At 55.1% G+C, this 24,246-nt stretch carries 25 protein-coding genes; 15 read left to right on the top strand and 10 right to left on the bottom strand.

Features of this window, described 5'->3' with window-relative positions; translation table 11 throughout:
• Window positions 1–46 precede the first annotated feature (46 nt).
• Window positions 47–901, bottom strand: coding sequence for a hypothetical protein (locus FJV47_RS13225; protein ID WP_159613780.1), 855 nt, complete (start codon window positions 899–901; stop codon window positions 47–49).
• Window positions 902–903: 2 nt separating this feature from the next.
• On the bottom strand, window positions 904–1,704 hold the full coding sequence (locus tag FJV47_RS13220; RefSeq protein WP_159613778.1) for an exodeoxyribonuclease III: 801 nt from the start codon (window positions 1,702–1,704) through the stop codon (window positions 904–906).
• Window positions 1,705–1,809: 105 nt separating this feature from the next.
• Here FJV47_RS13220 and FJV47_RS13215 point away from each other — a divergent pair, with 105 nt between their 5' ends.
• A complete protein-coding gene (locus FJV47_RS13215; protein ID WP_159613776.1) occupies window positions 1,810–2,838 on the top strand; it encodes a 3-hydroxyisobutyryl-CoA hydrolase in 1,029 nt (342 codons plus the stop codon).
• A gap of 22 nt (window positions 2,839–2,860) precedes the next feature.
• Here the strand turns inward: FJV47_RS13215 and FJV47_RS13210 are convergent, their stop codons facing one another.
• Window positions 2,861–3,364, bottom strand: coding sequence for a MarR family winged helix-turn-helix transcriptional regulator (locus tag FJV47_RS13210; RefSeq protein WP_159613774.1), 504 nt, complete (start codon window positions 3,362–3,364; stop codon window positions 2,861–2,863).
• 176 nt (window positions 3,365–3,540) lie between these two features.
• On the opposite strand from FJV47_RS13210, the gene FJV47_RS13205 reads away from it, so the two are divergent.
• From FJV47_RS13205 to FJV47_RS13195, 3 genes are read left to right on the top strand one after another with little or no spacing between them, the layout of a single operon-like run.
• Complete coding sequence (locus tag FJV47_RS13205; RefSeq protein ID WP_159613772.1) at window positions 3,541–3,744, top strand: hypothetical protein; 204 nt, start codon at window positions 3,541–3,543, stop codon at window positions 3,742–3,744.
• Window positions 3,741–4,181, top strand: coding sequence for a hypothetical protein (locus tag FJV47_RS13200; RefSeq protein ID WP_159613770.1), 441 nt, complete (start codon window positions 3,741–3,743; stop codon window positions 4,179–4,181). The genes FJV47_RS13205 and FJV47_RS13200 overlap by 4 nt, the downstream gene beginning before the upstream one ends.
• Window positions 4,178–4,477 carry a transcriptional regulator gene (locus tag FJV47_RS13195; protein ID WP_159613768.1) on the top strand — a complete coding sequence of 100 codons (300 nt, stop codon included), beginning with the start codon at window positions 4,178–4,180 and terminating at the stop codon, window positions 4,475–4,477. The genes FJV47_RS13200 and FJV47_RS13195 overlap by 4 nt, the downstream gene beginning before the upstream one ends.
• A 3-nt stretch (window positions 4,478–4,480) precedes the next feature.
• Here the strand turns inward: FJV47_RS13195 and nadE are convergent, their stop codons facing one another.
• On the bottom strand, window positions 4,481–5,305 hold the full coding sequence (gene nadE / locus FJV47_RS13190) for an ammonia-dependent NAD(+) synthetase (protein WP_159613766.1): 825 nt from the start codon (window positions 5,303–5,305) through the stop codon (window positions 4,481–4,483).
• Window positions 5,306–5,401: 96 nt separating this feature from the next.
• Window positions 5,402–5,845, bottom strand: a complete 444-nt coding sequence (locus FJV47_RS13185; protein WP_159613764.1) for a MarR family winged helix-turn-helix transcriptional regulator — start codon at window positions 5,843–5,845, stop codon at window positions 5,402–5,404.
• A 39-nt stretch (window positions 5,846–5,884) separates the two neighbouring features.
• Here FJV47_RS13185 and pyrE point away from each other — a divergent pair, with 39 nt between their 5' ends.
• Window positions 5,885–6,442, top strand: coding sequence for an orotate phosphoribosyltransferase (gene pyrE, locus FJV47_RS13180; protein ID WP_200832012.1), 558 nt, complete (start codon window positions 5,885–5,887; stop codon window positions 6,440–6,442).
• A gap of 60 nt (window positions 6,443–6,502) precedes the next feature.
• Here pyrE and FJV47_RS13175 read toward each other — a convergent pair whose 3' ends face one another.
• Complete coding sequence (locus FJV47_RS13175) at window positions 6,503–7,588, bottom strand: LacI family DNA-binding transcriptional regulator (RefSeq protein WP_235026462.1); 1,086 nt, start codon at window positions 7,586–7,588, stop codon at window positions 6,503–6,505.
• Between the two features lie 217 nt (window positions 7,589–7,805).
• Here FJV47_RS13175 and FJV47_RS13170 point away from each other — a divergent pair, with 217 nt between their 5' ends.
• From FJV47_RS13170 to FJV47_RS13150, 5 genes are all read left to right on the top strand, one after another.
• On the top strand, window positions 7,806–9,104 hold the full coding sequence (locus tag FJV47_RS13170) for an ABC transporter substrate-binding protein (protein WP_159613759.1): 1,299 nt from the start codon (window positions 7,806–7,808) through the stop codon (window positions 9,102–9,104).
• An 8-nt stretch (window positions 9,105–9,112) separates the two neighbouring features.
• On the top strand, window positions 9,113–10,150 hold the full coding sequence (locus tag FJV47_RS13165; protein WP_370515042.1) for a carbohydrate ABC transporter permease: 1,038 nt from the start codon (window positions 9,113–9,115) through the stop codon (window positions 10,148–10,150).
• Window positions 10,147–11,034 carry a carbohydrate ABC transporter permease gene (locus FJV47_RS13160; RefSeq protein WP_159613757.1) on the top strand — a complete coding sequence of 296 codons (888 nt, stop codon included), beginning with the start codon at window positions 10,147–10,149 and terminating at the stop codon, window positions 11,032–11,034. Before FJV47_RS13165 ends, FJV47_RS13160 begins: the two co-directional genes overlap by 4 nt.
• Before the next feature lie 51 nt (window positions 11,035–11,085).
• Window positions 11,086–13,416, top strand: coding sequence for a beta-glucosidase (locus FJV47_RS13155; protein WP_159613755.1), 2,331 nt, complete (start codon window positions 11,086–11,088; stop codon window positions 13,414–13,416).
• 132 nt (window positions 13,417–13,548) lie between these two features.
• The gene (locus tag FJV47_RS13150) at window positions 13,549–15,225 is read left to right on the top strand and encodes an FAD-binding dehydrogenase (protein ID WP_159613837.1); all 1,677 of its coding nucleotides are present in this window, start codon (window positions 13,549–13,551) and stop codon (window positions 15,223–15,225) included.
• A 73-nt stretch (window positions 15,226–15,298) separates the two neighbouring features.
• Here FJV47_RS13150 and FJV47_RS13145 read toward each other — a convergent pair whose 3' ends face one another.
• Complete coding sequence (locus tag FJV47_RS13145) at window positions 15,299–16,081, bottom strand: HAD-IIA family hydrolase (protein WP_159613835.1); 783 nt, start codon at window positions 16,079–16,081, stop codon at window positions 15,299–15,301.
• A 198-nt stretch (window positions 16,082–16,279) separates the two neighbouring features.
• Here FJV47_RS13145 and FJV47_RS13140 point away from each other — a divergent pair, with 198 nt between their 5' ends.
• The 5 genes from FJV47_RS13140 (at window position 16,280) to FJV47_RS13120 (ending at window position 22,094) form a co-directional block, all read left to right on the top strand.
• Window positions 16,280–16,936, top strand: a complete 657-nt coding sequence (locus tag FJV47_RS13140; RefSeq protein ID WP_159613753.1) for an RNA methyltransferase — start codon at window positions 16,280–16,282, stop codon at window positions 16,934–16,936.
• A 193-nt stretch (window positions 16,937–17,129) separates the two neighbouring features.
• The gene (locus tag FJV47_RS13135; RefSeq protein WP_159613751.1) at window positions 17,130–18,407 is read left to right on the top strand and encodes a peptidoglycan DD-metalloendopeptidase family protein; all 1,278 of its coding nucleotides are present in this window, start codon (window positions 17,130–17,132) and stop codon (window positions 18,405–18,407) included.
• A gap of 196 nt (window positions 18,408–18,603) precedes the next feature.
• Window positions 18,604–19,626 carry a class II fructose-bisphosphate aldolase gene (gene fbaA, locus FJV47_RS13130; RefSeq protein ID WP_159613749.1) on the top strand — a complete coding sequence of 341 codons (1,023 nt, stop codon included), beginning with the start codon at window positions 18,604–18,606 and terminating at the stop codon, window positions 19,624–19,626.
• A gap of 2 nt (window positions 19,627–19,628) precedes the next feature.
• A complete protein-coding gene (locus tag FJV47_RS13125; protein ID WP_159613747.1) occupies window positions 19,629–20,045 on the top strand; it encodes a DUF3151 domain-containing protein in 417 nt (138 codons plus the stop codon).
• A gap of 96 nt (window positions 20,046–20,141) precedes the next feature.
• Window positions 20,142–22,094, top strand: coding sequence for a serine/threonine-protein kinase (locus FJV47_RS13120; RefSeq protein ID WP_159613745.1), 1,953 nt, complete (start codon window positions 20,142–20,144; stop codon window positions 22,092–22,094).
• A gap of 89 nt (window positions 22,095–22,183) precedes the next feature.
• Here FJV47_RS13120 and FJV47_RS13115 read toward each other — a convergent pair whose 3' ends face one another.
• Genes FJV47_RS13115 through FJV47_RS13105 form a run of 3 tightly spaced genes read right to left on the bottom strand, consistent with a single transcriptional unit; the run spans window position 22,184 to window position 24,239 of the window.
• Entirely contained in the window at window positions 22,184–23,146 is a 963-nt protein-coding gene (locus tag FJV47_RS13115; RefSeq protein WP_159613743.1) for a hypothetical protein, read from the bottom strand.
• On the bottom strand, window positions 23,133–23,711 hold the full coding sequence (locus tag FJV47_RS13110; RefSeq protein ID WP_159613741.1) for a DUF805 domain-containing protein: 579 nt from the start codon (window positions 23,709–23,711) through the stop codon (window positions 23,133–23,135). Before FJV47_RS13110 ends, FJV47_RS13115 begins: the two co-directional genes overlap by 14 nt.
• Window positions 23,712–23,759: 48 nt before the next feature.
• Entirely contained in the window at window positions 23,760–24,239 is a 480-nt protein-coding gene (locus FJV47_RS13105; protein ID WP_159613739.1) for a DUF1307 domain-containing protein, read from the bottom strand.
• Window positions 24,240–24,246: the final 7 nt, after the last annotated feature.

Here is a 24,246-nt window from a genome sequence, read left to right as displayed (position 1 = left end):
AGAAGCTCCGGTTGTTCACCGGGGCTTTTGCTGTATCTGGGGAACATCAGTTGGCCCGACCAAGATGCCTCGGACCCAACCAGCGGTTACTTAGCCGGCGATACGCTGCCGCAGCGCCAGTCATGTCTCCATCTTCCATTGATTGAAGGCCGTCCATCAGATCGCTCGCTGAATCATCGGGCCATACAATTTCTGCCAGTAAGCCATAGTCCAGTTCGATGATTGAGCGGTCATCAAAAGATTCTAACCAAGCTCCAAGGTCACCCAGCTCTTCAAAGAGCTGAGAATGAGGTGCGTGGGTGACCAAAGTCTGAACGGCCCAAGCTAGACGTTCTACTGCCTGATCGAAGCCGATATACACGCGCACAGCTTTCAATCGATCGCCATCATGAACGGTTTCGCATTCGTCGTCTTCGCGGAATAGGGCGAACCAACTAAGTGGAATTCCCCAGGACGAAGTGCGGGTGTGTAGATGTGTGAGATCTGCTGCCAAGCGTTGAGGGTCGATACGCTGCGAATTGGCTTCACGCGAAACCGGCGGAACCAAAAGATCAAAGACCTCTGGGCGGATTGCTTCCTCGGCCTGCTCGGCAGCCAAGACGCTACGGGCCTGTAGCTGGCCGGGGCAGTAACGAGTGTGCTCGGTACCCTGATAGTCCAGTGTCTTCACGCTACGGAAGAATTCTGGTTCATCATGTGGGAATGGGTCAGAGACATTTCGCAGGGTGCGTTGCCACAGACCCTGATTTTCAAAGTCATCCCATTGATCAGCGGTACGCGCCGGTGCCCTGAGGATGATTGACTGGGCCCAGTCTTCAAAGGTATCTAGTGGTTCGTAGACCCGAAGAAAAGCGGTAGCAGAAGTGAGTTCGCTGATGGGCCCAGTCAGTTTAGAATTCATAATTAGTCGGACAGCTCCACAATGACAGGAGCGTGATCGCTTGCGCCCTTACCTTTGCGTTCTTCGCGGTCGATGCTCGCTGACGTGACACGTGCGGTCAGCGCGGGTGAAGTTAGTGAGAAATCAATGCGCATACCTTCGCCCTTAGGGAAGCGCAGTTGCGTGTAATCCCAGTAGGTGTATTGTCCCTCGGTGTAATCTCGAACAACATCCTTGAATCCAAGGTCCTCGAAGGCAGCGAACGCGGCGCGTTCTGGTGCTGAAACGTGGGTTAGCTTGTTTTCAATGAAGAAGTCGATATCCCAGACATCTTCATCTTTTGGAGCGATGTTCCAATCGCCCATCAAAGCGATCTGCGCGTCAGGATTTTCCTCAAGCCACTGACCGGAGCGCTGCTTTAGCTCATTAAGCCAGTGAAGTTTGTAGCCCATATGCTCGTCATCAAGTGCTCGGCCGTTGGGGACATATAGACTCCAAACCTGCACTCCGCCACAGGTGGCAGCGATGGCGCGAGGCTCCTGAATGGGGTTCTTGCCACCCTTGCCGAATTCCGGCTGACCTTCGAACGTGCGCTGGACGTTTTCGAGACCTACGCGGGATGCGATGGCTACGCCATTCCACTGATTTACGCCAAAGTGCGCTACCTCGTAGTCATTGTTTTCAAACAACTCCCACGGAAAATTTTCGTCTTTGCATTTTGTTTCCTGAATAGCCAGGACGTCTACGTCGTTGCGCTGCAGCCAATCCTCGACACGATCGGCACGGGCTCGTAGAGAGTTCACATTCCAAGTAGCAATCTTCACAAGTTCAACCTATCAAGTTTGCGAGACTGTGCCACTTCAATTTACTTGGAAGCCCGAGTATATTCTTAGGCAAGCCGTGACGCCATTCGCTACTAGGAGGCAAGGTTGCCTGAAATTCTGACTGAACGACGCGGGCATTTGGGTTTGATTACCCTCAATAGACCAGAAGCACTCAATGCGCTTAATACTGAAATGTGTCAGACCGCCTTGGATGCTCTATTGCAGTGGCGTGATGACCCTGACGTTGTTCAAGTAGCAGTGTGCGGTGCCGGGGAGCGTGGATTGTGTGCTGGTGGTGACATCGTGGCCATCTACCAAGACATCAAAAACCGCACAGGTTTTTCAGAGAGTTTTTGGCGTATTGAATACCAGCTCAATGTCTTGATCAGTGAGTATCCCAAGCCATATATAGCCCTTATGGACGGGATAGTTCTGGGTGGCGGTATTGGGATCTCTGCCCACGGTAGTCATCGCATTGTCACCGAGGCGAGCAAATGTGGCATGCCGGAAGTTGGTATTGGTCTATTCCCAGATGTCGGGGGAACGCACCTGCTAGCTAGAGCGCCCCAAGCTGCCGGTCGGTTGGCTGCCCTGACTGGGGCAAAATTTGGGGCTGCCGACGCTATCTTGCTCGGTTTGGCTGATTCTTATGTGCCGCAGGCGAAATTGCCGCAGCTGCTTCATGATTTGGAGAGTGAGCCGGTGGATTCTCTAATGCGGCGCTATGCCCAAGTTCCACAGCAGGGGTTCATGCACGAGCAGTGGGTTCAGGCCTTCGCTTATGAAAACCTTCGCGAAGTCGTTCTTGAACTGCGAAATCACCGTGAACCTAAGGCTCAAGAAACGGCTCAGGCACTACAAGCAGCATGCCCAAGTTCGGTTCGTCTGACAGGTGAGCTGATACGACGGGCAGGTGAAGACTTGCGGTTGGACTTACAGCGAGAATTCCGTGCCGTCGTTCACCGGTTAGATGATCCGGACTTTGCCGAAGGTATCAGGGCTGCCGTTATCGATAAGGATCGAATACCGCAGTGGGTGGAATATCTTCCCGGGCTGAGTCATGAGCAACGCACCGAAAGGCAGCTCGGGCCCCTACCGGGCGCGGAACTTAATTTTGCGCTGCTAGAGCACTAAAAAGGCCGTCTTGATCAGGAGGCTACTCGAAGTCGCCGGAGGCTTTGCGAAAGCGAGAGAGGATCTCAAACAAGTCGGTGGCGTCAGAAGTAGTGAGGTTGCTCTGTGAAAAAAGTTGTTTGTTGAGATCATCGCGGGCCTGCGTGAGTACACGTTGACCTTCTGTGGTGAGCTCCAAGAGGCGCGTGCGTCCATCGGTGGGGTGCGCCATGCGGCGTACCAAGCCGGTAGTTTCTAAACGATCCACCGAGTTAGTCAGGCTCGTGGCATGAACTTGAAGTAGTTCGCTGGCCTGGCTCATGGGAAGTGAACCGCGTTTTGAAAAACCCAAAAGGGCGAGTACTTCAAAGCGAGCAAAGGTTAGGCCATGAGGTTTGAGGATCGCATCGGCTCGCTGCAAGTAAATTGAAGCGGTGCGCATCACCGCGGTGATCGCCGCCATTGGCTCGGCTTCAGCGGTCCACCCGTGCGAAATCCACTGCTCCCGCGCTTGGGCGATCGGATCGCGTTTTAAAGGTGAAGCCATTGATGTACCCCCAAATATGAAGACTTAGTCCACCAATATACTTGGACTTCCAAGAGAACGAAAAGCTACGACCCCACCTAGGCAAAATGAAAAAGTTTCAACAAGTACTTTCCAAATTGGAAAGTACTTGTTAGATTGGAGGTGTTCGAAGGCACCATTAGATGAGGAGCAGGGCAATGACGATGACATTCAACACTTGGTATCTCGCAATTATCTGCGGTTCGGGGCTAGCATTCATGGTTTTGGCGGTGATCGGCTATGTCACTGGCCTCACCTACCTGCTGAGCATTGGTGTGGCCTTCTTTGCCGGGGCAACCATGATCATGACGACTTTCTATGCAGGCCGTCAGCACGATGCACGCGCCAAGGTAATCAAATGAACCACGAAAAGAAGATGAACCCGAGTGAGCAGCTGGCTGCACTTGAATCTGCGCAACAGAACATGGAGCGTGCATCTGTTTATGGGGCCAAGCTCCTGGGTGTGTATTGCATTGTTCTAGGCCTACTGCTCGGCACTTTGGCAGCGTTACTACAGGTCTATCGCCCTGAGGAAAACTTCGGGGGTTTCATCGTAATCACTGCTCTCTTTGTCGTAGCTGTTGTAGCAATCTCGCTGGCTTACGGAAGAATGTACCGTTCCCTTCCGCGCGGGTACTCGAAGCTGTATCTCCGGGGATTTTTCATCAGCATGGCTTTGTATCTTGTCGCGGTGATGCTGCTCAGTGCCGGTTCGTTGGGCTGGATTGTTACGGCCTTGACCTGGATAGCCGTTGCGGCGCCGCTTTGTCTGACTGGCGTTGTGATGGTGCGCAAATGAGTGCGCATGCCCGAGAACGGCTCAATGATGACTTCTCTAACCCTGTCAGGTTGTCGCTGATGGGAGCCTTGCGGGCCGTTGATGAAGCTGATTTTAAGACCCTAAAAGAAACGGTGGGCGTATCCGACTCCGTGCTTTCCCGCCACCTGAGCGCCTTGGAGAGCGCGGGTTACGTGAAAATCAAGAAAGGCTACGTAGGCAAAAGGCCTCGTACCTGGGCGAAGCTAACTTCGACCGGGCACCAGGCCTTTGCAGAACACGTTCAAGCACTGAAGGACATCACCGGGCTGGTTTAACCCTTAGGCCCGCCACCACTTATCCCAATAGGTAGCGGGTACCGCGCGCTTGTGGCGCGAATTCACAAAGCGCTTCTCAATGATTTGTGCGGCCGCAGCGCTGACTTCTCGACCTTCAAGGTAATCATCGATCTGTTCGTAGGTCAGCCCAAGTTCTTCCTCATCGCTTCGCTGTGGCTGACCATCAAGAAGGTCGGCCGTTGGCTTCTTGGACCAAAGTAGTTCTGGAGCGTTAAGCTCACGCAAGAGAGCTTGGTTCTGACGCTTGTTCAGGCCCGCTAATGGCAAAAGGTCCGCTCCACCGTCACCAAATTTGGTGAAGAAGCCGGTGACCGACTCTGCAGCGTGATCGGTGCCAAGCACCAACATTCCGCGGTCGCCAGCCAACGCATACTGCACGATCATGCGGGTGCGAGCCTTGACGTTGCCGCGGTTGAAGTCGCTGATCTTCTCGAGCCCAGCGTCGGAGATTGCATCATCGAGTGCCGCGACGGGCTTGGCGATATTCACTTCAGCTTGTTCGTCGGCGGCGATGAAATCCATGGCCGCCGCAGCGTCCGCGGCATCCTGCTGGACGCCGTGGGGCAGTCGTACCGAGACAAAGCGAGCCTCGCCGCCGGCCTCGCGGACCTCTTGGACTGCCAGCTGGGCCAGTCGCCCGGCCAAGGTGGAATCAATGCCGCCAGAAATCCCCAGTACGAACCCCTTGGCGCCGGTATCGGCGAGGTAGTCCTTGAGGAAATCGACCCGGCGGCGAATCTCCTGTGCCGCGTCGATTTCTGGAAGTACGCCCAATTCTTCAATGATCTCTGCTTGCAATTCACGCATGTCTTTAATCCTAGGCAGTGCGGGCAGGCGCAGGGCCATCACCCTGGCGTATATCGGGAAATTTAATCTGTTCTCAACAAAGTGCGCCGAGGCAGGCTAGGGTGATGGTTGTTCTTCTTCGGGTTGCCAGCCTAGATTGCGTGCGATTTTTTCCAGGGCCACTACAACTGCGTCGTATTCGGAGCCATCGAGGTCTTCGCCGAACTGCGTGCGGATCTTTTCCACTAGCTCGCTGAGCTTAAGCAATGAGATGTGTCCGCGGTCGGTGATCGAATACTGACCGTTGTGGGCGCTAACCCAGCCGGATTCAACCAGCTCGGCCAGGTGCTCGCTCAGTGACTGTGGTTCATCCTCCGATGCGAAGAACGGGGAGAGCCCGGCATTCAGCTGCGCCTCGGTGGCCGGCTGATGCTCCAGTAGGTTTAATACCTGCCATTGCCGGCGTGTCACACCGTGTTCTTCTAGAGTCGCTGCAAACTGCTCGTCAATCAGCGAATCCACCAATTTTAACCAGTAACCCAAGGGGCGTTGTGCGTTCATAAAATCAGCCTAGCGATGATGCCGACTAGAATCGAGAGTATGAGCGAAACCGGCGCCCGTGCGCGACTAAAAGAACTGATCCAAGAACTAGCCATTGTGCGTGGCAAGGTTATCTTGTCTTCGGGCAAGGAAGCCGATTACTACATCGACCTTCGTCGTGTGACCCTGCACCAAGAAGCTTCGGGTTTGGTAGGCGAGGTCATGCTTGACCTGCTGGACGAAGCAAAACTGGAATTCACCAACGTTGGCGGTCTGACCATGGGTGCAGACCCGGTGGGCACCGCGATTATGCATACCGCCCGCGGCAAGAACCGTGCCATTGACGCCTTCGTGGTGCGCAAGGCGCAGAAGTCCTACGGCATGGGCCGCCAGGTTGAAGGCCCTAGCGTTGAGGGACGTGACGTGATCGTGTTGGAAGACACTTCCACCACCGGTGGCTCGGCACTGACCGCCGTTGAAGGCGTGCGCAAGGCCGGCGGCAATGTGATCGCTGTAGCTGTGATTGTGGACCGCGACACCGGTGCCAAGGAACGTATCGAAGCTGAGGCAGGCGTGCCGTACCTGTTCGCCTACGGCAAGGACGAGCTGGGCCTGTAGCCAGTTAGCATTTTTCAATAAGTGAACCCGCCACACCAACCGGTGTGGCGGGTTCTCTTTTTAGTTTGACTGCCTGGTGGCTACCGGTGCGGTGGTATCACGCAGAACAAGTACTGCCGGTAGCTGCTGTGATTCGCTGACCTCCTCGCCTTGAAGTAAGGCGAGGAGCATTTTCACCGCATGGCCGCCCATATCGTGCAGGGGTTGACGTACTGTGCTTAACATCGGGGTCGATTGAGCCGCCGCGGGGATGTCATCAAATCCGATAATTGACAGGTCCTCGGGGATTGAGAGCCCTCTGTCGGTGGCGACTTCCAATGCGGCGAGGGCAGAAATGTCGTTGGCTGCAAAAATTGCGGTAGGTGGCTGTGGCATATCCAAGAGTCGCTGGGTTGCTTCGAGCGCCGTGTCGTGCTGGTAATCGCCAGCTTGAATCAATTGCTCATCCAATTCCAACCCAGCGTTTTCTAGTGCCTGGCGGTATCCTTCTTCGCGCAGTTGCGAGGATTTCAAATCGTCTCGACCTCGAATATGCCCGATGCGACGATGGCCCAAAGAGATGAGATGCTCGGTAGCTTTGGCAGCTCCTACCGAATTGTCCACATCCACCGTCAGGGGAGTGTCGGCGCCTGCTTGTGGGTCAATAGCTACCACGGGAACTGAACCATTTGGAATCTCTACGGTGGGAGTGACGATGATGGCGCCATCAATGAGGGTGCCGCCGAGCCGCGAGAGAGAACGGCGTTCCCAGCCGACATGTCCTTCGGGGCTCAGGTTGCCAGCATAGGCCATGAGGTCGTATTTGGTGCCCCGTAAAGTGGCGGAGATTCCGTTGAGTAGTTCAAGTGCGAAAGGCTCAAACTCGGCGACCAGAATGCCGATGATGTTAGTTTGCGAGCTACGCATGGAGGATGCGACTAGTGAAGTTTCGTAGCCGAGGTCGTCAATGACCTGATGTACGCGGGTAATGGTTGTCGGCGCGACCCCGTAGCGACCGTTGACCACTTTGGAGACCGTCGATACCGAGACCTCGGCGACTCGAGCAACATCGTTGATGGTAACCCGGCCCGTTGAATGGTTTTCGACAGGGGTTATCGGCTGGTCGGAGGCGACATTCGAGCGTGGTTGTATCTTTGGGGACTTCACCCGACTAACAGTAGCGCATAATTCCGCGAAAATAGTGGAGTTTATGGCCTTGTAGCAAGTGAATCGCAAATTTCCGATAACGTTTTCGCGAAGGATTTCGAAAACGTTATCGAAAACGATTGACATGAGCTGTATCACAGTGCAATTCTTGGTGAAGTCAAGTCCTGCCGCGCAGAAGTCGACGGGTCTCACATCATCAATGCAAAGGAGCACACGCATGGTCTCTAAGTCCCGTACCGCGAAATTTTTCGCGCTGGCAGCCACCGGTTCGCTACTCTTTTCTGGCTGTGCCTCAGGCTCGGAGAATCCAGAAGCCTCCGGCGACAAAACCACCACGATCACCTGGTGGCACAATTCGAACAATGGCGAAGGCAAAGCCTATTACGAAAAGGTTGCTAAGGATTTTGAAGCTGCGCACAAAGGCGTGGACATCGAGGTTCACGCCATGCAGCACGAAGACATGCTCACGAAACTAGATGCTGCATTCCAAAGCGGTGACACCCCAGATGTTTATATGGAACGCGGCGGCGGAGAACTTGCCGCCCACGTCGCAGCCGGGTTGACCAAAGACCTAAGCGACTCGGCCAGTGACGAACTGAAATTCCTCGGTGATACCGCAGGTGGTTGGCAGATCGACGGCAAAACTTATGCGTTGCCCTACTCGCTGGGCGCCGCCGGCTTCTGGTACAACAAGGCGTTATTCAAAAAAGCTGGCGTGGAGAAAGCACCAGAAACCTGGCAGGACTTATTGGACGCCAGTGACAAGCTCAAGAAGGCTGGTATTACCCCGATTTCGGTTGGAGCCGGAGACAAATGGCCGGCAGCCCATTACTGGTACTACGCCGCGGTGCGCGAATGTGCCGAACAAACGTTGTCCGATGCGGTAAGCAACTTGGACTTTAGCGACCAGTGCTTCGTCAAAGCCGGGGATGATGTGAAGCAGCTGATCGACGCTGAACCATTCAACCCGGGATTCCTGTCCACCCCCGCACAGTCCGGTCCAACCTCTGCCTCGGGACTGCTGGCTACCGGTAAAGTTGCCATGGAGCTGGCTGGGCACTGGGAACCAGGTGTGATGCAGGGGCTCACCGAAGACGGCAAGGGCCTAGGCGAAGATACCGGCTGGTTCTCCTTCCCCGCCATTGAGGGTGGACAAGGCGATCCCAAGGCACAGCTTGGCGGCGGTGATGCGTGGGCAGTAGCTCAAGACGCCCCGGATGAAGCCGTTGAGTTTGCCAAGTACATGGTTTCCGAAAAGGTTCAGCGCGGATTCGCCGAACTGGATATGGGTCTACCGACCAACCCCGAGGCTAAGGATGCAGTTGCAGACCCGGCCCTGGCATCGATGCTTGATGTGCGCGATAAGGCACCCTACTTCCAGCTGTACTTTGATACGGCATTTGGTGCTTCGGTAGGTGGGGCCATGAATGATCAGATCGCTTTGCTCTTTGCCGGCAAGTCGGACGCGCAGAAGATCGTTGATGCCAGCCAAGATGCCGCTGATCTGGAGAAGTGATTCTCGCCGTGGCTCAAGAAGTTAGTTACGTATCAAACTCCGTCGGTAATGACGCTGCTAGTGAGCAGTTGCGCCAGCCGCGCCCCGACAAGGTGCAATCTCAACAAGCGGTTGGGCGCAGGCGAAAACCGGCCGATAAACGCAAGACGCTAGAGATCCTGTTCTTCATCTCTCCAGCCCTGATCCTCATCGCCGTGTTCATGCTGTTGCCCATCATTCAAGCTATTCGTTTCTCGGTCTACAACTGGAAGGGCTTCGGCCCTCTGGTGGACTTCGTCGGACTGAAAAACTACGCACGCGTGTTGCAAAATGAAGTGTTCACCGACGCGATGATTCACAACCTGATCATTATCGGTGGGTCCATCGCTTTGCAGCTACCCATCGGTTTGGGTATCGCTTTGTTGCTGAACCGTAAGATGAAGATCCAGTCTCTCTTGCGCACCATTATTTTTGTTCCTTATGTGCTCTCCGAAGTCATTGCCGGAGTGATCTGGTTCCAGCTTTTGCAGCCACAGTACGGGGTAGTGGACACCATCATGTCCAAGCTGGGAATTCAAGGACCAGCTCAAGGTTGGTTAGGTACACCCGAGCTAGCGCTGTGGACAGTGCTGGCCGTGTTGACCTGGAAATACCTGGGGCTTGCCGTCATCTTGTTCTTGGCCGGACTGCAGGGTGTTCCCTCAGAACTGTATGAGGCGGCTGAAATTGATGGGGCGTCTTGGTGGCAGATCCAACGAAAGATCACCATTCCGTTGCTGGGGCCGACCCTGCGCACATGGGGATTCTTGTCCATGATTGGTTCATTGCAGCTCTTTGACATGGTCTGGATTCTCACTGGAGGAGGACCCGCTAATTCAACAACAACCATGGCCAGCTTCCTGGTTTCTGAAGGAACCAAGCGGCAAAACTTCGGAGTGGCTGCAGCTGCCTCAGTGGTGCTATTCATCGTCGCGCTGATCCTCGCGATTTCCTATCAGCAGTTTGTTCTCAAGCGAGACTCGCAGCCAGATGAAGATCGCACTAAGTCCAAGAAGGTCAAAGTATGAGCGCCATCCTGGGCACCGGCCCACAACACACACCAATCCAAGCGCTACGAGCCAAAAAACGTGCCAGAAACCAAGGCGGCAACGTATTGGTTTATGCCATCGCATTAGCGGTTGTAGCACTGACCCTCGGGCCGGTACTCTACGGAGTTCTCGGAGGGTTTCGTACTAACGCTCAGCTGGCGCAAAACCCCGCGGGGCTTCCCGCCCCATGGGTACTAGATAACTATCTTGGAGTCCTAAAAAATCCGGACTTTTGGCGCTACGCGATGAACTCAACAATGATCGCGGTGACTACGACCCTGATCGTGGTGGTCCTTGGGATCATGGCAGCCTACCCGCTGGCCAGATACCAGTTCCGTTGGCGCGAACCGATCTTCATGGTCTTTGTTCTGGGGCTACTTTTCCCAGCCACCGTGGCCATCGTTCCGCTATTTATCCTGATTACCAGAGACCTCCATATGGGCAACACCTGGTGGGGCGTGGCCCTGCCACAAGCCGCCTTTGCTTTACCGATGACCGTAGTTATTCTGCGTCCGTTCTTGATGGCGCTGCCACAAGAGTTGGAAGAAGCCGCGCAACTTGATGGAGCGAGCCGCATCGGATTCTTCTGGAGAATCTTGCTGCCATTATCAGGTCCAGGCATGGTCACCGTCGGGGTACTTGCCTTTGTCGGTTCGTGGAATGCCTACCTGCTCCCATTGCTCTTGCTACAAGGCGATATGCGGACTCTGCCCTTGGGTGTCGCCGATTACTCGTCGGAACATTCCGCGGATACCGCTGGAGTTTTCGCTTTCACCGCACTGGCAATGATCCCAGCCTTGATCTTCTTCCTCGCCATGCAAAAACGCATCGTTAATGGGCTGCAGGGAGCGGTCAAGGGCTGATGCCCACAGGCTTCCATCGCCTGATTACCTTCTTTGAAGAATAGGACTTTCATGAAAACTGCCGAGCAGACCTGGCGTAACGTAAGCCTGCCAACCGATCAGCGTGTTGCCGCGCTGTTGGCGCAAATGACCCTCGAAGAAAAAGCTGCTCAGCTAGGGTCCTACTGGATTCGCCCGGAGGAAGAATCCCACGACAGCGAAGCGAATGTCGCTCCGATGGCGGATACCTTCGGGGCAGGACCTAGCTTTGAGACCGCAATCAAAAATGGCCTAGGGCATATCACCCGAGCTTTTGGCACCGTGCCGGTGGACCCAGCGCAGGGAAGAGAACGATTGGCTGAACTTCAAGAACAAGTTATGGCTGCCAACCGTTTCGGGATCCCGGCTATTGCTCATGAAGAGTGTCTGACCGGTTTCACCGCGTTGGGCGCAACCTGCTATCCGGCATCAATTGCCTGGGGAGCGAGTTTTAATCCTGAATTGATCGAGGCCATGGCTGCACGGATCGGTGCGGACATGAAAAAACTGGGCGTTCATCAAGGCCTGTCACCGGTTTTGGACGTTGTCAGAGATTACCGTTGGGGACGAGTTGAAGAGACTATCGGCGAAGACCCGCACCTAGTGGGGGAACTGGCAGTTGCCTACGTAAAAGGCCTTCAAGGTGCTGGCGTCAGCGCTACGCTAAAGCATTTTGCAGGCTACGCAGCTTCCCAAGCAGGACGTAATCACGCGCCAGTTTTCATTGGCCCACGAGCTTTGGAAGATACAGTGTTCCCCCCGTTTGAACGCGCAGTGCGTGAAGCGAAGGTGGCTTCGGTGATGAATTCCTACGCAGATATTGACGGTGAAGCTCCTGCGGCTAGTCGCCGGCTCCTGACCGAAGTGCTGCGCGAACGCTGGGGATTCACCGGTACCGTGGTGGCGGATTACTGGGCCGTCAGTTTCCTGCACAGTATGCACGAAATTGCAGAGAGCGACGACGCTGCGGGCTTGTTGGCGCTGACGGCGGGCATGGATGTAGAACTGCCTGAAACTATTTCCTTCGCTAATCTTGCTGAAGCAGTACGAGCCGGCCGACTAGATCAGGACATATTAGACACTGCAGTGAGTCGAGTATTGACTCAAAAAATTGATGCGGGGCTGCTGGATTCTGAATACACCCCGCGAGCTGACTGGCAGGGCGACGACGTTGAACTGGACTCGGCCGAGAATCGAGAGCACGCTCGGCGCATGGCCGAAGAATCCATTATTCTCCTACGGAACGAGCAAATTCTCCCACTGCAAAATCCAGCACGAGTAGCTGTCATTGGTCCCAGTGCAACACAGCCGCGCACCCATCTGGGCTGCTATTCATTTACCAACCACGTGTACTCCCGCTTTGCTGAGCAGGACGATTACGGTGTGGAAATGAAATCCATACTGCAGGCCCTTCAAGAATCTGCTGCGCTCGCCGGAAGCCACATTGAATACGTACGTGCGGTGGACTTCACCGATCTGGACGACTCCGGCATCGCCCAGGCAGTTGAAGCAGCGAAGGTAGCTGAGGTCGCAGTTGTGACTGTCGGAGATCTTGCCGGACTCTTTGGCCGAGGAACCTCTGGCGAAGGCTGCGATGTGGTGGACCTGAAGTTGCCAGGACGACAAGCAGAACTAGTTGAAGCGGTCTTGGATACTGGAACGCCGACGGTTCTAGTGTTAGTGACCGGTCGCCCGTACTCTTTGGGGCAGTTCGCCCAGCGAGCAGCGGGCATCATCCAGTGCTTCATGCCAGGTGTGGAAGGAGCCACCGCGTTGGCTGGTGTGCTCACCGGGGAGGTGAATCCTTCGGGCAAATTACCAGTGCAGATACCGGATCATGTGGGCGGGCAGCCTGGAACCTACCTGATGCCCAAGCTGGGCTGGCATTCAGATGGCATTTCAAATCTAGACCCTCGTCCGCTGTTTCCCTTTGGATACGGGATTTCATATACAAGTTTCAAGGTATCAAGTCTTCAGTTATCGCAGCGAGAGATTTCTACCGAGGGAACTGTAGAAATTAGCGCGACGGTTACCAATACTGGTGATCGTTCTGGAGCTGAAGCGTTGCAACTGTATTTGTCGGATGAGTTTTCTCAGGTAGTGCGTCCTCGTCGCTGGTTAGCTGGTTTCGCCAAAGTTCAGTTGGAGGCGGGGGAGTCTAAGCGTGTCTCTTTCCGTGTACATGCCGACAGAACATCATTTACCGGACTGGCTGGACGACGGATTGTTGAACCGGGAAAGTTCACGGCGACCGTTGGGTCCAGTAGTGAAGACCTCTCACTTCAAAGCTCATTTGAGATCGTCGGGAGAGTCCGAGAAGTCGGTGAAGGTAGGGTCATGGATACACCGGTGTCCATCATCTAGCCGTTGCGATTTTTCAGGCCATGATGTGCCGCCTGTGCGGGAGAACGGAGGTATTCATTTCTTTGTCTATTGAGTACAGTTCGAGTCCAAGCCCGATGTAATCAACGGGATCGGAACTTTGGGATGGATCAGATGGACGCAGATGTCATCATTGTCGGCGGTGGCCTTGCCGGCCTCGTGGCGAGCAATGAACTCGTCAAGGCCGGCAAGAAAGTGCTGATCGTAGAGCAAGAGAACGCGACGAACCTTGGTGGTCAGGCCTTCTGGTCATTCGGCGGCATGTTCATGGTTGATACCCCAATGCAACGCCGGTTGGGTGTGCGCGATTCCTTCGACCTCGCTTGGCAAGACTGGCAAGGATCAGCCGGATGGGACCGGTTGGAAGGGGAGTACCCTGAGGATCTGTGGGCGCAACGGTGGGGACGTGCTTATGTTGAATTTGCCGCGGGCGAGAAACGAGCGTGGCTCCAAGAACAGGGCATCAAGTTCACACCGCTAGTTGGCTGGGCTGAACGCGGTAATTTTGAAGCCCAGGGACACGGAAACTCGGTGCCACGCTTCCACGTTCCTTGGGGCACCGGTACTGGCATCAGTGAACCTTTCGCCAACAAAGCACGCGAAGCCGCTGAAACCGGCACAGTGCAGTTCGCTTTTAGACATCAAGTTGATGCGCTGGTCTTCACCGGGGAGCAAGTGACCGGCGTGCGCGGTACGGTGCTCGCTGATGATCAGGCTAAGCGCGGTGTACCCTCCAACCGCCAGAAAATTGATGAGTTTGAATTCTCAGCCCAAGCGGTAGTGATCGCCAGCGGTGGCATCGGCGGTAACCATGAACAGGTCAGAAAGTGGTGGCCACAAAGTTTGGGAACACCGCCAAGCAAGATGATCTCCGGGGTGCCCGAATATGTGGACGGGCGCATGCTCGACATCGCTACCGACCAAGGCGTGCGCCTGGTTAACCGCGACCGCATGTGGCATTACACCGAAGGTTTGCAGAACTGGAATCCAATCTGGCCATCGCACGCCATTCGGATACTACCTGGACCGTCGTCATTGTGGCTTGATGCTCGCGGGCGTCGGCTCCCTGCGCCGGGACTTCCCGGGTATGACACTCTCGGTACGCTCAAGCTCCTAAGGACCACCAACGACCTCGTGGACTATGACTACTCGTGGTTCATCCTTGACCAGTCAATTATCAAAAAGGAGTTCGCCCTCTCTGGGTCGGAGCAGAACCCTGACATCACCAATCGCGACCTGAAGTTGCTACTTAAAAGCAGGCTCGGGCGGTCGGCAACCGGGCCGGTGGAAGACTTCAAAAACCATGGTGAGGACTTCGTGGTAGCAAATACCCTTGAGCAACTAGTCGCGGGGATGAACAAGTTGGGCGGGGATGGCCTGCTGAATTTTAAGGACATCGAGAGCATTGTGATGGCCCGCGATAACGAAGTTGCTAACCCGTATTCAAAAGATGCACAGACCATCGGAATTCAAAACTCTCGCCGATTCTTGGGAGATAAGTTATTCCGCACTGCCAAACCCCATAAGATTCTCGATCCAGCCCACGGTCCGCTGATCGCGGTGAGACTATGGGTGGTCACACGAAAGACACTTGGTGGAATTCAAACCGATCTGGAGGGAAGGGCACTTGGCGCGAATGGTGTGCCGATCCCAGGACTTTACGCCGTCGGAGAAGCCGCCGGGTTTGGTGGTGGCGGCGCCCATGGTTACAACGCGTTGGAAGGAACATTCCTTGGCGGTTGCATCTTTACCGGGCGAACTGCTGGTCGGTGTTTGGCCCGTTCGCTCTGAGGTGCGCTAGAGAGGATGAAACAACAAAAGGAGCGACCAGAAATCTCTGGGCGCTCCTTGAATGTTGCAGTGCTTACTTCTTGGCTTCCTTAGCTTCAGGAGTACTCTTGCCCTTGGCTAGTTCCGCGTGCAGGTTTGCGACCGATGGGTACTGCAGATCTGGACGGAAGGGGAAGGTGTCCATATCTTCGCGAGCAGTGATACCGGTGAAGACCAAAGCGGTGAGCAATCCGGCTTCCATGCCTGCGACGATATCGGTGTCCATGCGGTCACCAATCATGGCGGTGGTTTCCGAGTGTGCATCAATACGGTTCAAAGCGGAGCGGAACATCATTGGGTTTGGCTTGCCCACAACATATGGTTCGCGGTTGGTGGCTCGGGAAATCAGCGCAGCGATAGCTCCGGTGGCCGGCAATAACCCCTCGGCCGATGGTCCGGTGGCATCCGGGTTGGTCGCGATGAACTTCGCGCCACCTTCGATCAGGCGGATCGCCTTGGTGATCGCTTCGAAGGAGTAATTGCGGGTCTCGCCGAGAACCACGTAGTCAGGGTTCTGGTCGGTCATGATGAACCCGGCCTCGTGCAGTGCGGTGGTCAGGCCGGCCTCGCCAATAACGAAGGTGCGTCCACCTGGACGCTGGCGGGCCAAGAATTCTGCGGTGGCCATCGCTGAGGTCCAGATATTCTCCTCTGGAACATCTAAACCGGAAGCGAGAAGTCGCGCTCGCAGGTCGCGCGGGGTGTAGATGGAATTGTTGGTCAGCACCAGGAAGCGCAGGTTGTTTTCGCGCCAGTAGCTCATCAGCTCGGAGGCGCCCTTAACGGCCTGATTTTCGTGGACGAGAACGCCGTCCATGTCAGTGAGCCAGCACTGGATGTCGTGGACAGTACGGGCAGCGCGGTTGGTAGTCGTCACGAGGTGAAGTCCTCCCTGAGGAAATTGTGGTGGGAGCTATCTGCGTTGAAAGATTCCCCTGCTAGTAAAAAGACTACACAGCCTTGGGTGATTGCGCCGTGAACAAGGGCACGATTAGAAAGAACTACGCTTAATAGTGTGAATCAAGAAACGCAGGAACCAGCAAACGACCCCAACGAGCAACACATCATCGGGGTTGGGCCTTGGGAAGGGGAGCTTCCCACCGACGATAAGTATGATCCTGAGCTGCTGGCCAATGGCGACCGCCGAAATGTGGCGGATAAGTACCGCTACTGGAGCATGGATGCGATCATCGCAGATTTAGATGAGCGCCGCCATGATTTCCATATCGCCATTGAGAATTGGCAGCACGATATGAATATTGGCACCGTGGTGCGAAGTGCCAATGCGTTTTTGGCCAAAGAGGTGCATATCATTGGTCGGCGTCGTTGGAACCGACGCGGCGCGATGGTGACGGATCGTTACCAACATGTGCGTCATCACCCAACCGTTGAGGATTTTGTTATCTGGGCGCAAGCCGAGGGTCTGACCATTTTGGGCATTGATATTTTCCCTGACTCTGTGCCGCTAGAAACTTATGACCTGCCGAAGAACTGCGTTTTGGTGTTTGGCCAAGAGGGCCCGGGTTTGAGCCCCGAAGTGCATGCTGCGGCCAAAGACACCTTGTCAATTGAACAGTTTGGATCGACGCGTTCCATCAATGCGGCATCTGCCGCCGGAATTGCCATGCATGCGTGGGTTCGCAGGCATGTCTTCGGTCAACAGGTGGGCTAACACAAAAATTAATACTCGTGAGTATTAGTCGAGCATCTGGATTAGTTACATTTTTCAGCTTACTCTGGAATCCAGTTATGGAAATGTGATCTGGGAGTGAGTGGCTGTGAAACGTCGTCATCAAGTGAATCATGACCAAGCGCGCCACAGATTACCTGGCCGGAGAAGGCCTTTGCTCATCTGGTCAACCTCGGTGACCGCTGCGCTTGGGCTGACCGGCGCCCTGGCCTTTCCATTGGTGGCACAATCGGCAGATAGCCGTCAGGGAATCGCGCCCGTAGCCCTGGATGCGGTTGCCGATTCCTCGTTGGCACATGCTCCAGTATTCGTAAGTGTGGATGCTCCGCTGAATGCCTTTGGTGCGTCGGGGAAGAAACTGGCCATCGATGGGCGCCCGGTGGGAATGGTAGAAGGGGCCGCTGAGGGCTCAGAGACCGTGGACTTTGACGCCGAGGAAGAAGCCGAAAGTAGTCAGGCTGCCGCAGAGGAAGAAACGGCGAGTACCGCACTATTGGCCGGTACCGTCGGTGACATTGGAAAGCTACCGGGGGATCTGCAATTAATGCATCCGGTAACTTCGCGCCAAATTTCTAGCCCTTATGGTTGGCGTTCAAACCCCACCGGTGCGGGCAATCAGATCCACATCGGCCAGGACTATCCCATCTCTTGTGGCTCCCCGGTCTATGCTGCTGAGGACGGAACGGTCATCGTTTCAGGATGGGCGGGACACTCAGGCATGCGTGTCACCCTTGATCACGGATCTAATGTCCAAACCGGCTACAGCCATAATTCAAAGCTCATTGCCAAAGTGGGGCAGAGCGTTAAACAAGGTGAACTTATTGCCTTGGCCGGAACCACAGGAAACTCTACCGGCTGCCATGTGCATTTCGAGGTCATCATCGATGGACGCTGGCATGACCCGCGAAACTACCTGCCGCTGATCCCTGGTCAACGTCAGGCCATGATCAATTCACAGCGTCTGACAGTGGGCGCCAACTCTGCTCCGAAGGGCGGCGGTTCCAAGAGCACAGCACCATCTACCAACCAGCCGGATCCGGACATTATTGTCCCGGAGAACGACACCCCGTATATTCCTAGCCCAGCTCCGAAGCCACGGCCGACACCAACCAAGACTGCTAAACCGACTACTCCTAGCCCCAGCCATACTGACAAGCCCACCGCAACAAAGAGCCCAAGTGCGCCAAGTGATCCAAGTGAAAGTGACACTAAAGCTCCAGCGCCATCTGTGAAACCGACACCAACGGTGAAGCCCTCACCATCTGGCGTCACAAAGACTCCCGAACCTTCTAAAGAAGAGTCTTCGGCGCCAGTGGAAAGCAAGCCAACCGTTAAGAGCACGCAGCCCGCAGAGAGCGGCTCACAATCGCCAACGACTGCAAAATCGTCAACAACGAAAACTGGTCCAAGCGACACTGGCAGCGCTAGTAGTTCGGTGTCTCCCACCGAATAATCGTCTAGTACAAACTCGGCGGCCGTGAGTAGCGAGTAGTTCTCTGGATACTCATGGCCGCTGTCTTTGCAAATACAGGTTCTTTAACGTGTCACGATATGAGATTTTAGGTAGAGATAGTGACCTAGGCGATAGGATGGATGGCGAACCGCCGTCAATGGAGACGCGAAACCTCGCTAATCACCAGGAGTGAAGCATGCCTATCGCAACCCCCGATAAGTACAATGCCATGATCGACGCCGCCAAGGCTGGCGGTTATGCATTCCCAGCAGTAAACGTCACCAGCTCGCAGACCCTGAACGCCGCAATTCGCGGCTTCGCTGAAGCAGGATCTGATGGCATCATCCAGGTTTCCACCGGCGGTGCCGCCTACTGGTCCGGCGCCTCCATCAAGGACATGGTCGCAGGCTCGTTGGGCTTCGCAGCCTTCGCCCGCGAAGTAGCTAAGAACTACGACGTAAACATCGCACTGCACACCGACCACTGCCCAGCAGATAAGCTGGACAGCTTCGTACTGCCACTGCTGGCTGCCTCCGAGGCAGAAGTTGCTGCAGGTCGCGACCCATTCTTCAACTCCCACATGTGGGACGGCTCGGCTGAGACCCTGGAAGAGAACCTGCGTATCGCAGCAGAGCTGCTGCCACGCACCGCAGCTGCCAAGCAGATCCTCGAAGTTGAGATCGGCGCTGTTGGCGGCGAAGAAGACGGCGTAGAGAACGCTATCAACGACAAGCTGTACTCCACCGTTGAGGATGCTCTGGCAACCATCGACGCACTGGGCGCCGGTGAAAAGGGCCGCTACATCACCGCGCTGACCTTCGGTAACGTTCACGGCGTCTACAAGCCAGGTAACGTGAAGCTGCGTCCGGAGATCCTGAAGGATATCCAGGCTCAGGTTGGCGCCAAGATTGGCAAGGAAAACCCATTCGACCTCGTCTTCCACGGTGGTTCGGGCTCCTCCGAGCAGGAAATCGCTGACGCAGTTGCTTACGGTGTCATCAAGATGAACATCGACACCGACACCCAGTACGCATTCACCCGTCCAGTCGCCGGCCACATGCTGGGCAACTACGACGGCGTGCTGAAGATCGACGGCGAAGTTGGCAACAAGAAGACCTATGACCCACGCGTCTGGGGCGCCAAGGCTGAAGAGTCCATGGCAGCTCGCATCGTCGAAGCAGCTCAGCAGCTGGGCTCGGCCGGAAAGTCGCTGAAGTAAATATGGTCGGCGAAAACCTGTTGGGCATTCCAGAAACCCTGCTCCCCGAGGAGTCCGAGGTCTTGGCACGTCTTGAAGCTGGCGACGAGCCAGTGGACCTGGCGGCCAAGTTCCCCTCCTCCTCGTTGGTGTGGGCATTACTGGCCGATGAAGCACATGGCGAAGGTCGCACCGTGGAATCCTACGCGTTTGCTCGCGTTGGCTACCACCGTGGCCTGGACTCGTTGCGCAAAGCCGGTTGGCGTGGCCAGGGCCCAGTGCCTTGGAGCCACGAGCCTAACCGCGGTTTCCTCCGCTCGCTCTATGCGCTGGGCCGTGCGGCCGCAGCCATCGGCGAAGCGGAAGAAGTTGATCGCATCGGCAAGTTCCTTGACGATTCCGACCCTGCAGCTAAGGCTGCGATTGAATCTGGCGAGTAAGTATTTTGTAGCCTAAACGGCGGCTCATCTCCGTGGGAGATGAGCCGCCGTTTGGCACGTTAAAGTGCAGCAAAAAGGAAGTATCAAACAAACATCATGGGTGTTCTGCAAGCAGGCGATGCACTGGGATCCAGCTACAAGCTGATCAAGAAAATTGGCTCCGGCGCCGTCGGTGAAGTGTGGCGTGTAAGCCACCTACGCGGAGGTCTTGACCTCGCCGCGAAGCTCTTGCGTCCCGAACATGCACAGGACTCGGACCTAGTGGAAAAGTTCATCAAAGAACGCTCGGTGCTCCTGAGCTTGCAGCACGAAAATATTGTTGTTGCCCGAGACCTGGTGGTTGAAGGCGATCAGCTGGCCATCGTGATGGATCTGGTTGAAGGTGGCACTCTCAGGGACGCCTTGCAATCACATGGCACATTGGTGCCTGGATCCGCCCTTGGCTACACGATCCAAGTGTTGGACGCGCTCGCCGTGGCCCATCAAAATGGTGTCACCCATCGCGACATCAAACCTGATAACGTGCTGTTGGACCACGAGATGGCCAAAGTTTCTGACTTTGGAATTGCCTCAGTGCTTCAAGGCGCCAAAAAGAGCACCTCAGGCATGCTAGGCACGCCGGCCTATATGCCTCCGGAGCTATTTACCCGAGGCGAAGCCGGCACTTCGGGGGATATTTACGCCACGGGGGTCCTGCTCTACGAGTTGCTCGCCGGACGCACACCCTTCGCCGGTAGCGGCAACGATTACACCCTCTCGTTCCGCCATGTCTCGACCGTTCCGCCACGATTGGACCTGCCGGAAACACTGTGGGACGCGTTGTCTTCAATGTTGGCTAAAGACCCATCCGATAGGCCTGACGCCAGCACAGCGGCCTACCAGCTGCGTGAGCTGGCCAAGAAGTACGCAGACCTTCCCGCTCTTGTGGTGACTGAAGAGCCTACAGAATTTAGAGAACTGGAACGGCCGGCAACCGTTATCCGCAGTAGTGAAAAGCTGCAAAGCACAAGTGAGCCCGAAACGTCCCAAGCACAAGAGTCACCTGAACTTCCGGATTTGGGTATTCCCTCGAACCACACGGTCATTCGACCGATGGGAACCCGGAAGCCGGCGGTCCCCATTGAGAAGGAGCCTGAAACTGATCAGCGAAGCCAGGTGAAACGTCCTGATTGGCTGACAACCAAGGCGATCTGGCTACTGTCCACGGCAGCTTTTCTGCTTGTGGTTCTCATACTAGGAATCATCCTGATTCCCGGTGCAGGAGGCAAAGGAAAGGCAAACGCAGAGAAACTGACTGCAACGCAGCAAGACCAAATTTTGCCGTCTGGCCTGGGCATTACACGACGGGCCGTTTATGACTCGCAAACTGGCGACGTTGAACTCACCGTTACCTATTCGGCCCAGAAGACACCTCTACGCGGAGAATTCTTTGAATCCTTGCCAGCATCAGGGGACGGAAGTACGTGCCCCAATGCAACGTGGGATGGTGCGAAGGCTGTCCGAAACCAACAAAGCATCAATGGGGTCGCCGGCGACTGCGGGTGGCAACTGACTGACGTGGCAGTGCCTAAGCAATCAACAGCGGAAGCTAGGGCAAAGTTGCACCTTGAAATGGCTGACCAACAGGCACTGGACGAGTGGTTGAAATCTGCTGCGGAAGCAACACAGAAGGCAATGAGTGACCCAGCCACTCAGGGAAGTGCCTATCCAATTCAGCGATTGCAGGATATTGCGGTGAAGTCCCCCACCCGGACGGTCAGCCAGACTCCATTACCGGTGAAGCTCATTCCGGTGTGGCCATCTGGGCCTGACGAGCTCAATCCAATTTACGCTAGCCCCGCAACAGGAAAACCAACTGCAGTTCTGCAATCGGTATCGCAAGGAGAAGCGGGAGTTCGCTTCGCCGATGGTTGCTCGGGTGCCTTGGCCGTGTCCAAAGACGGTCTAGTCGTTACCGCGCTGTCGGTGTCACCTCAATGCACTGTGCGGGCGACGGTAGGGAACTATACGGACCTGCAAAGCAACCCGTTCAGCATCACTACGCGCTAGACCGTCTCAGGCCGTAAAGTACTTGATTTAAACAGTACCGGCCACGTTGCAGTTCTTGGACTGCAACGTGGCCGGTGCGTTGGACTTGGTCAGCCGTTGTTGATGGGCGTAACCGTGTCTGTGTTGGTTTCCTTAGGGAAGACCAAAGGCCGAGCATAATAGGCTTGGTCCCCTTCAACCCATTTTTTCTCAGGTCTGACAGGTGCACCAGTTGCGAAGCGGTCCACGACCTCTGCGACTGCTTGAATCGAGTTCAGCTCGTCCTGTCCGAAAACGACTGGTTTATAGCCGGGGTAGGTGCGAGCCGTGTTATTGGACTTTTTGTGCGCTTTGCGTCGTTGCCCATTGGAATCAACCAAGATTGCCTTAGCTGATGGATCATCTAAGAGTTGAATCCAATTCTGCTCTTCGAGTGGTAGCGTCGCATCTTCTGAGTAGAAGAAAACATAACCTTGCTTAGGCCCGCCAAAAACATCGATTCGTGAACCCTTATTGAAGGCACTGAAACGAGCACGTTTCTTGCCGTTCAGAGCGGCAAGAAGCGCCTGCAAATCTGCGGGCGTTGCGATGGAATTTTCAAATTCCATGCGTCCTTCGCGCCACCACGAGATCAGGCGATCCTCGTCTTTGCTCTGAGCTGAGAGAACCCCTCGTCGCTGTTCAACGGTTGTTTCTTCTTTCCGAAATTCCCTGGAGATGGCGATTGGCACGCCTACAACCAGGCCCATGAAGCTGGCTATCCAAAGGAAGATTACTCCGGTCGACGAAGCGTTGTCTGCTAGACCGATGGCAACGAAAAACAACGCGAGGTCCGCTAAGAGTGCCACGACTCGTGGAAGGTATCGAATGAGCGCCATGGAAATAGCTGCTCCCAGAACTAGCCCGAGCACGATACCGACTATGGGCGGGAAGAATCCGGCGAAAAGGTTTCTGAAACCAATGTTGCGAGCAAACGTGAAGCACGTGATGCTGAGAATGAGGATCACCGCTGCACGTGCACGTTGGATGACACCACTGGCCGTGCGACGCTTTAGCGAACTAGTTGGCTGCATGAATCGGTGTCTGCTGGGTGCGATCGAAACGTGCACCTTCAGGGTTGGAAGGCAACAGCATGAGTACTAGGAGAATGATTCCGCCAATACCGGGAACCAGCGAAATAAAGTACCAAGGCCCGGGGCGGTTAGTGTCGTGCAGACGGCGCCAGGCGACGGCTAGGCTAGGGACGATCAAAGCCAAAGAGATCAGAATCATGAGCACTAGGCCAATGTAAATCCATACTGCGTCGGGGCTTTGGATCCCGCCTGGGCCTCGAGTGTACGTTTCGAAGTGTTCGCCATCGGTGGTTCCGTAAGGTACCTCCACCTGGTATTTATCAGCCCACGCCTGTCCTCGGGCAACACCGATGCACATGAACACTGACGGAATTAGGTTGAGAACGAAGGTAAAGAGCGCCACGAACCAGTACTCGCTACGCGATGCACGTCCGCTGAAAGTCGCGTACTTCTTGAAGTAACGAGAAACGGCCTGTCCGAACGATGCCCCATATAGAGGCTGATCCAAGGGCTGTTCGGTATTTGTTGGCTGTTGAAAAGTTGGAGTTTGTGGAGTTGAAGTCATGAGTGTTGAAATCCTTCTGCGGTAGGTGAAAGAGGGTGGCGGGTTGAATTACTGTTCCTTCGTGTAACCGATCTTCTCCAGCGCATCGATAGTCTTCTGAAGATCAACAAAGTCCGTCTTATCTGCGTCCGTGGAATCTCCCTGAAGGATGTCAAGTTCTTTCAATTTGTTCAGGTCTGCTTCGTCGAAATTCACTTCGGTGTATTCGAGGGCCTTGGAGTTACCTACCGCGTAACGGTATTCAACGCCAGCTAGATCTTTTGTCTTTTGCTGATAGTCGTAAATTGCACCTTTGATCGCATCCGCGTTGGCGCCCATCTTCTGGAAATCGATGGTGTTAGAACCGTATTGTTCGATCACGCGGTTGTCCTTGGAGACAAGAACCATTTCTGACTTGACTCCGTTTTGGTCGGTGACCATCTTGACTGCTTCAGTGCCACAACCGGTGAGCATGGTGGTGCCGAGCAGTAGCGTGGCTGAGCCGATGATTAGCTGACGTTTTTTCTTTGATGGGCGAGTGACGCTCATATTCTTC

This window comes from Glutamicibacter sp. JC586 (genome assembly GCF_009805585.1).
GTDB lineage: Bacteria > Actinomycetota > Actinomycetes > Actinomycetales > Micrococcaceae > Glutamicibacter.
This window is presented reverse-complemented; position numbering and strand designations above follow the sequence as displayed.

Coding starts and splice junctions, on each gene's coding strand:
- fbaA (WP_159613749.1), top strand. CDS start 18,604: ATGCCTATCGCAACCCCCGATAAGTACAATGCCATGATCGACGCCGCC.
- FJV47_RS13195 (WP_159613768.1), top strand. CDS start 4,178: ATGAGTGCGCATGCCCGAGAACGGCTCAATGATGACTTCTCTAACCCT.
- FJV47_RS13185 (WP_159613764.1), bottom strand. CDS start 5,845: ATGAACGCACAACGCCCCTTGGGTTACTGGTTAAAATTGGTGGATTCG.
- pyrE (WP_200832012.1), top strand. CDS start 5,885: ATGAGCGAAACCGGCGCCCGTGCGCGACTAAAAGAACTGATCCAAGAA.
- FJV47_RS13200 (WP_159613770.1), top strand. CDS start 3,741: ATGAACCACGAAAAGAAGATGAACCCGAGTGAGCAGCTGGCTGCACTT.
- FJV47_RS13120 (WP_159613745.1), top strand. CDS start 20,142: ATGGGTGTTCTGCAAGCAGGCGATGCACTGGGATCCAGCTACAAGCTG.
- FJV47_RS13110 (WP_159613741.1), bottom strand. CDS start 23,711: ATGACTTCAACTCCACAAACTCCAACTTTTCAACAGCCAACAAATACC.
- FJV47_RS13225 (WP_159613780.1), bottom strand. CDS start 901: ATGAATTCTAAACTGACTGGGCCCATCAGCGAACTCACTTCTGCTACC.
- FJV47_RS13145 (WP_159613835.1), bottom strand. CDS start 16,081: ATGGACGGCGTTCTCGTCCACGAAAATCAGGCCGTTAAGGGCGCCTCC.
- nadE (WP_159613766.1), bottom strand. CDS start 5,305: ATGCGTGAATTGCAAGCAGAGATCATTGAAGAATTGGGCGTACTTCCA.
- FJV47_RS13160 (WP_159613757.1), top strand. CDS start 10,147: ATGAGCGCCATCCTGGGCACCGGCCCACAACACACACCAATCCAAGCG.
- FJV47_RS13105 (WP_159613739.1), bottom strand. CDS start 24,239: ATGAGCGTCACTCGCCCATCAAAGAAAAAACGTCAGCTAATCATCGGC.
- FJV47_RS13125 (WP_159613747.1), top strand. CDS start 19,629: ATGGTCGGCGAAAACCTGTTGGGCATTCCAGAAACCCTGCTCCCCGAG.
- FJV47_RS13210 (WP_159613774.1), bottom strand. CDS start 3,364: ATGGCTTCACCTTTAAAACGCGATCCGATCGCCCAAGCGCGGGAGCAG.
- FJV47_RS13205 (WP_159613772.1), top strand. CDS start 3,541: ATGACGATGACATTCAACACTTGGTATCTCGCAATTATCTGCGGTTCG.
- FJV47_RS13155 (WP_159613755.1), top strand. CDS start 11,086: ATGAAAACTGCCGAGCAGACCTGGCGTAACGTAAGCCTGCCAACCGAT.
- FJV47_RS13170 (WP_159613759.1), top strand. CDS start 7,806: ATGGTCTCTAAGTCCCGTACCGCGAAATTTTTCGCGCTGGCAGCCACC.
- FJV47_RS13115 (WP_159613743.1), bottom strand. CDS start 23,146: ATGCAGCCAACTAGTTCGCTAAAGCGTCGCACGGCCAGTGGTGTCATC.
- FJV47_RS13150 (WP_159613837.1), top strand. CDS start 13,549: ATGGACGCAGATGTCATCATTGTCGGCGGTGGCCTTGCCGGCCTCGTG.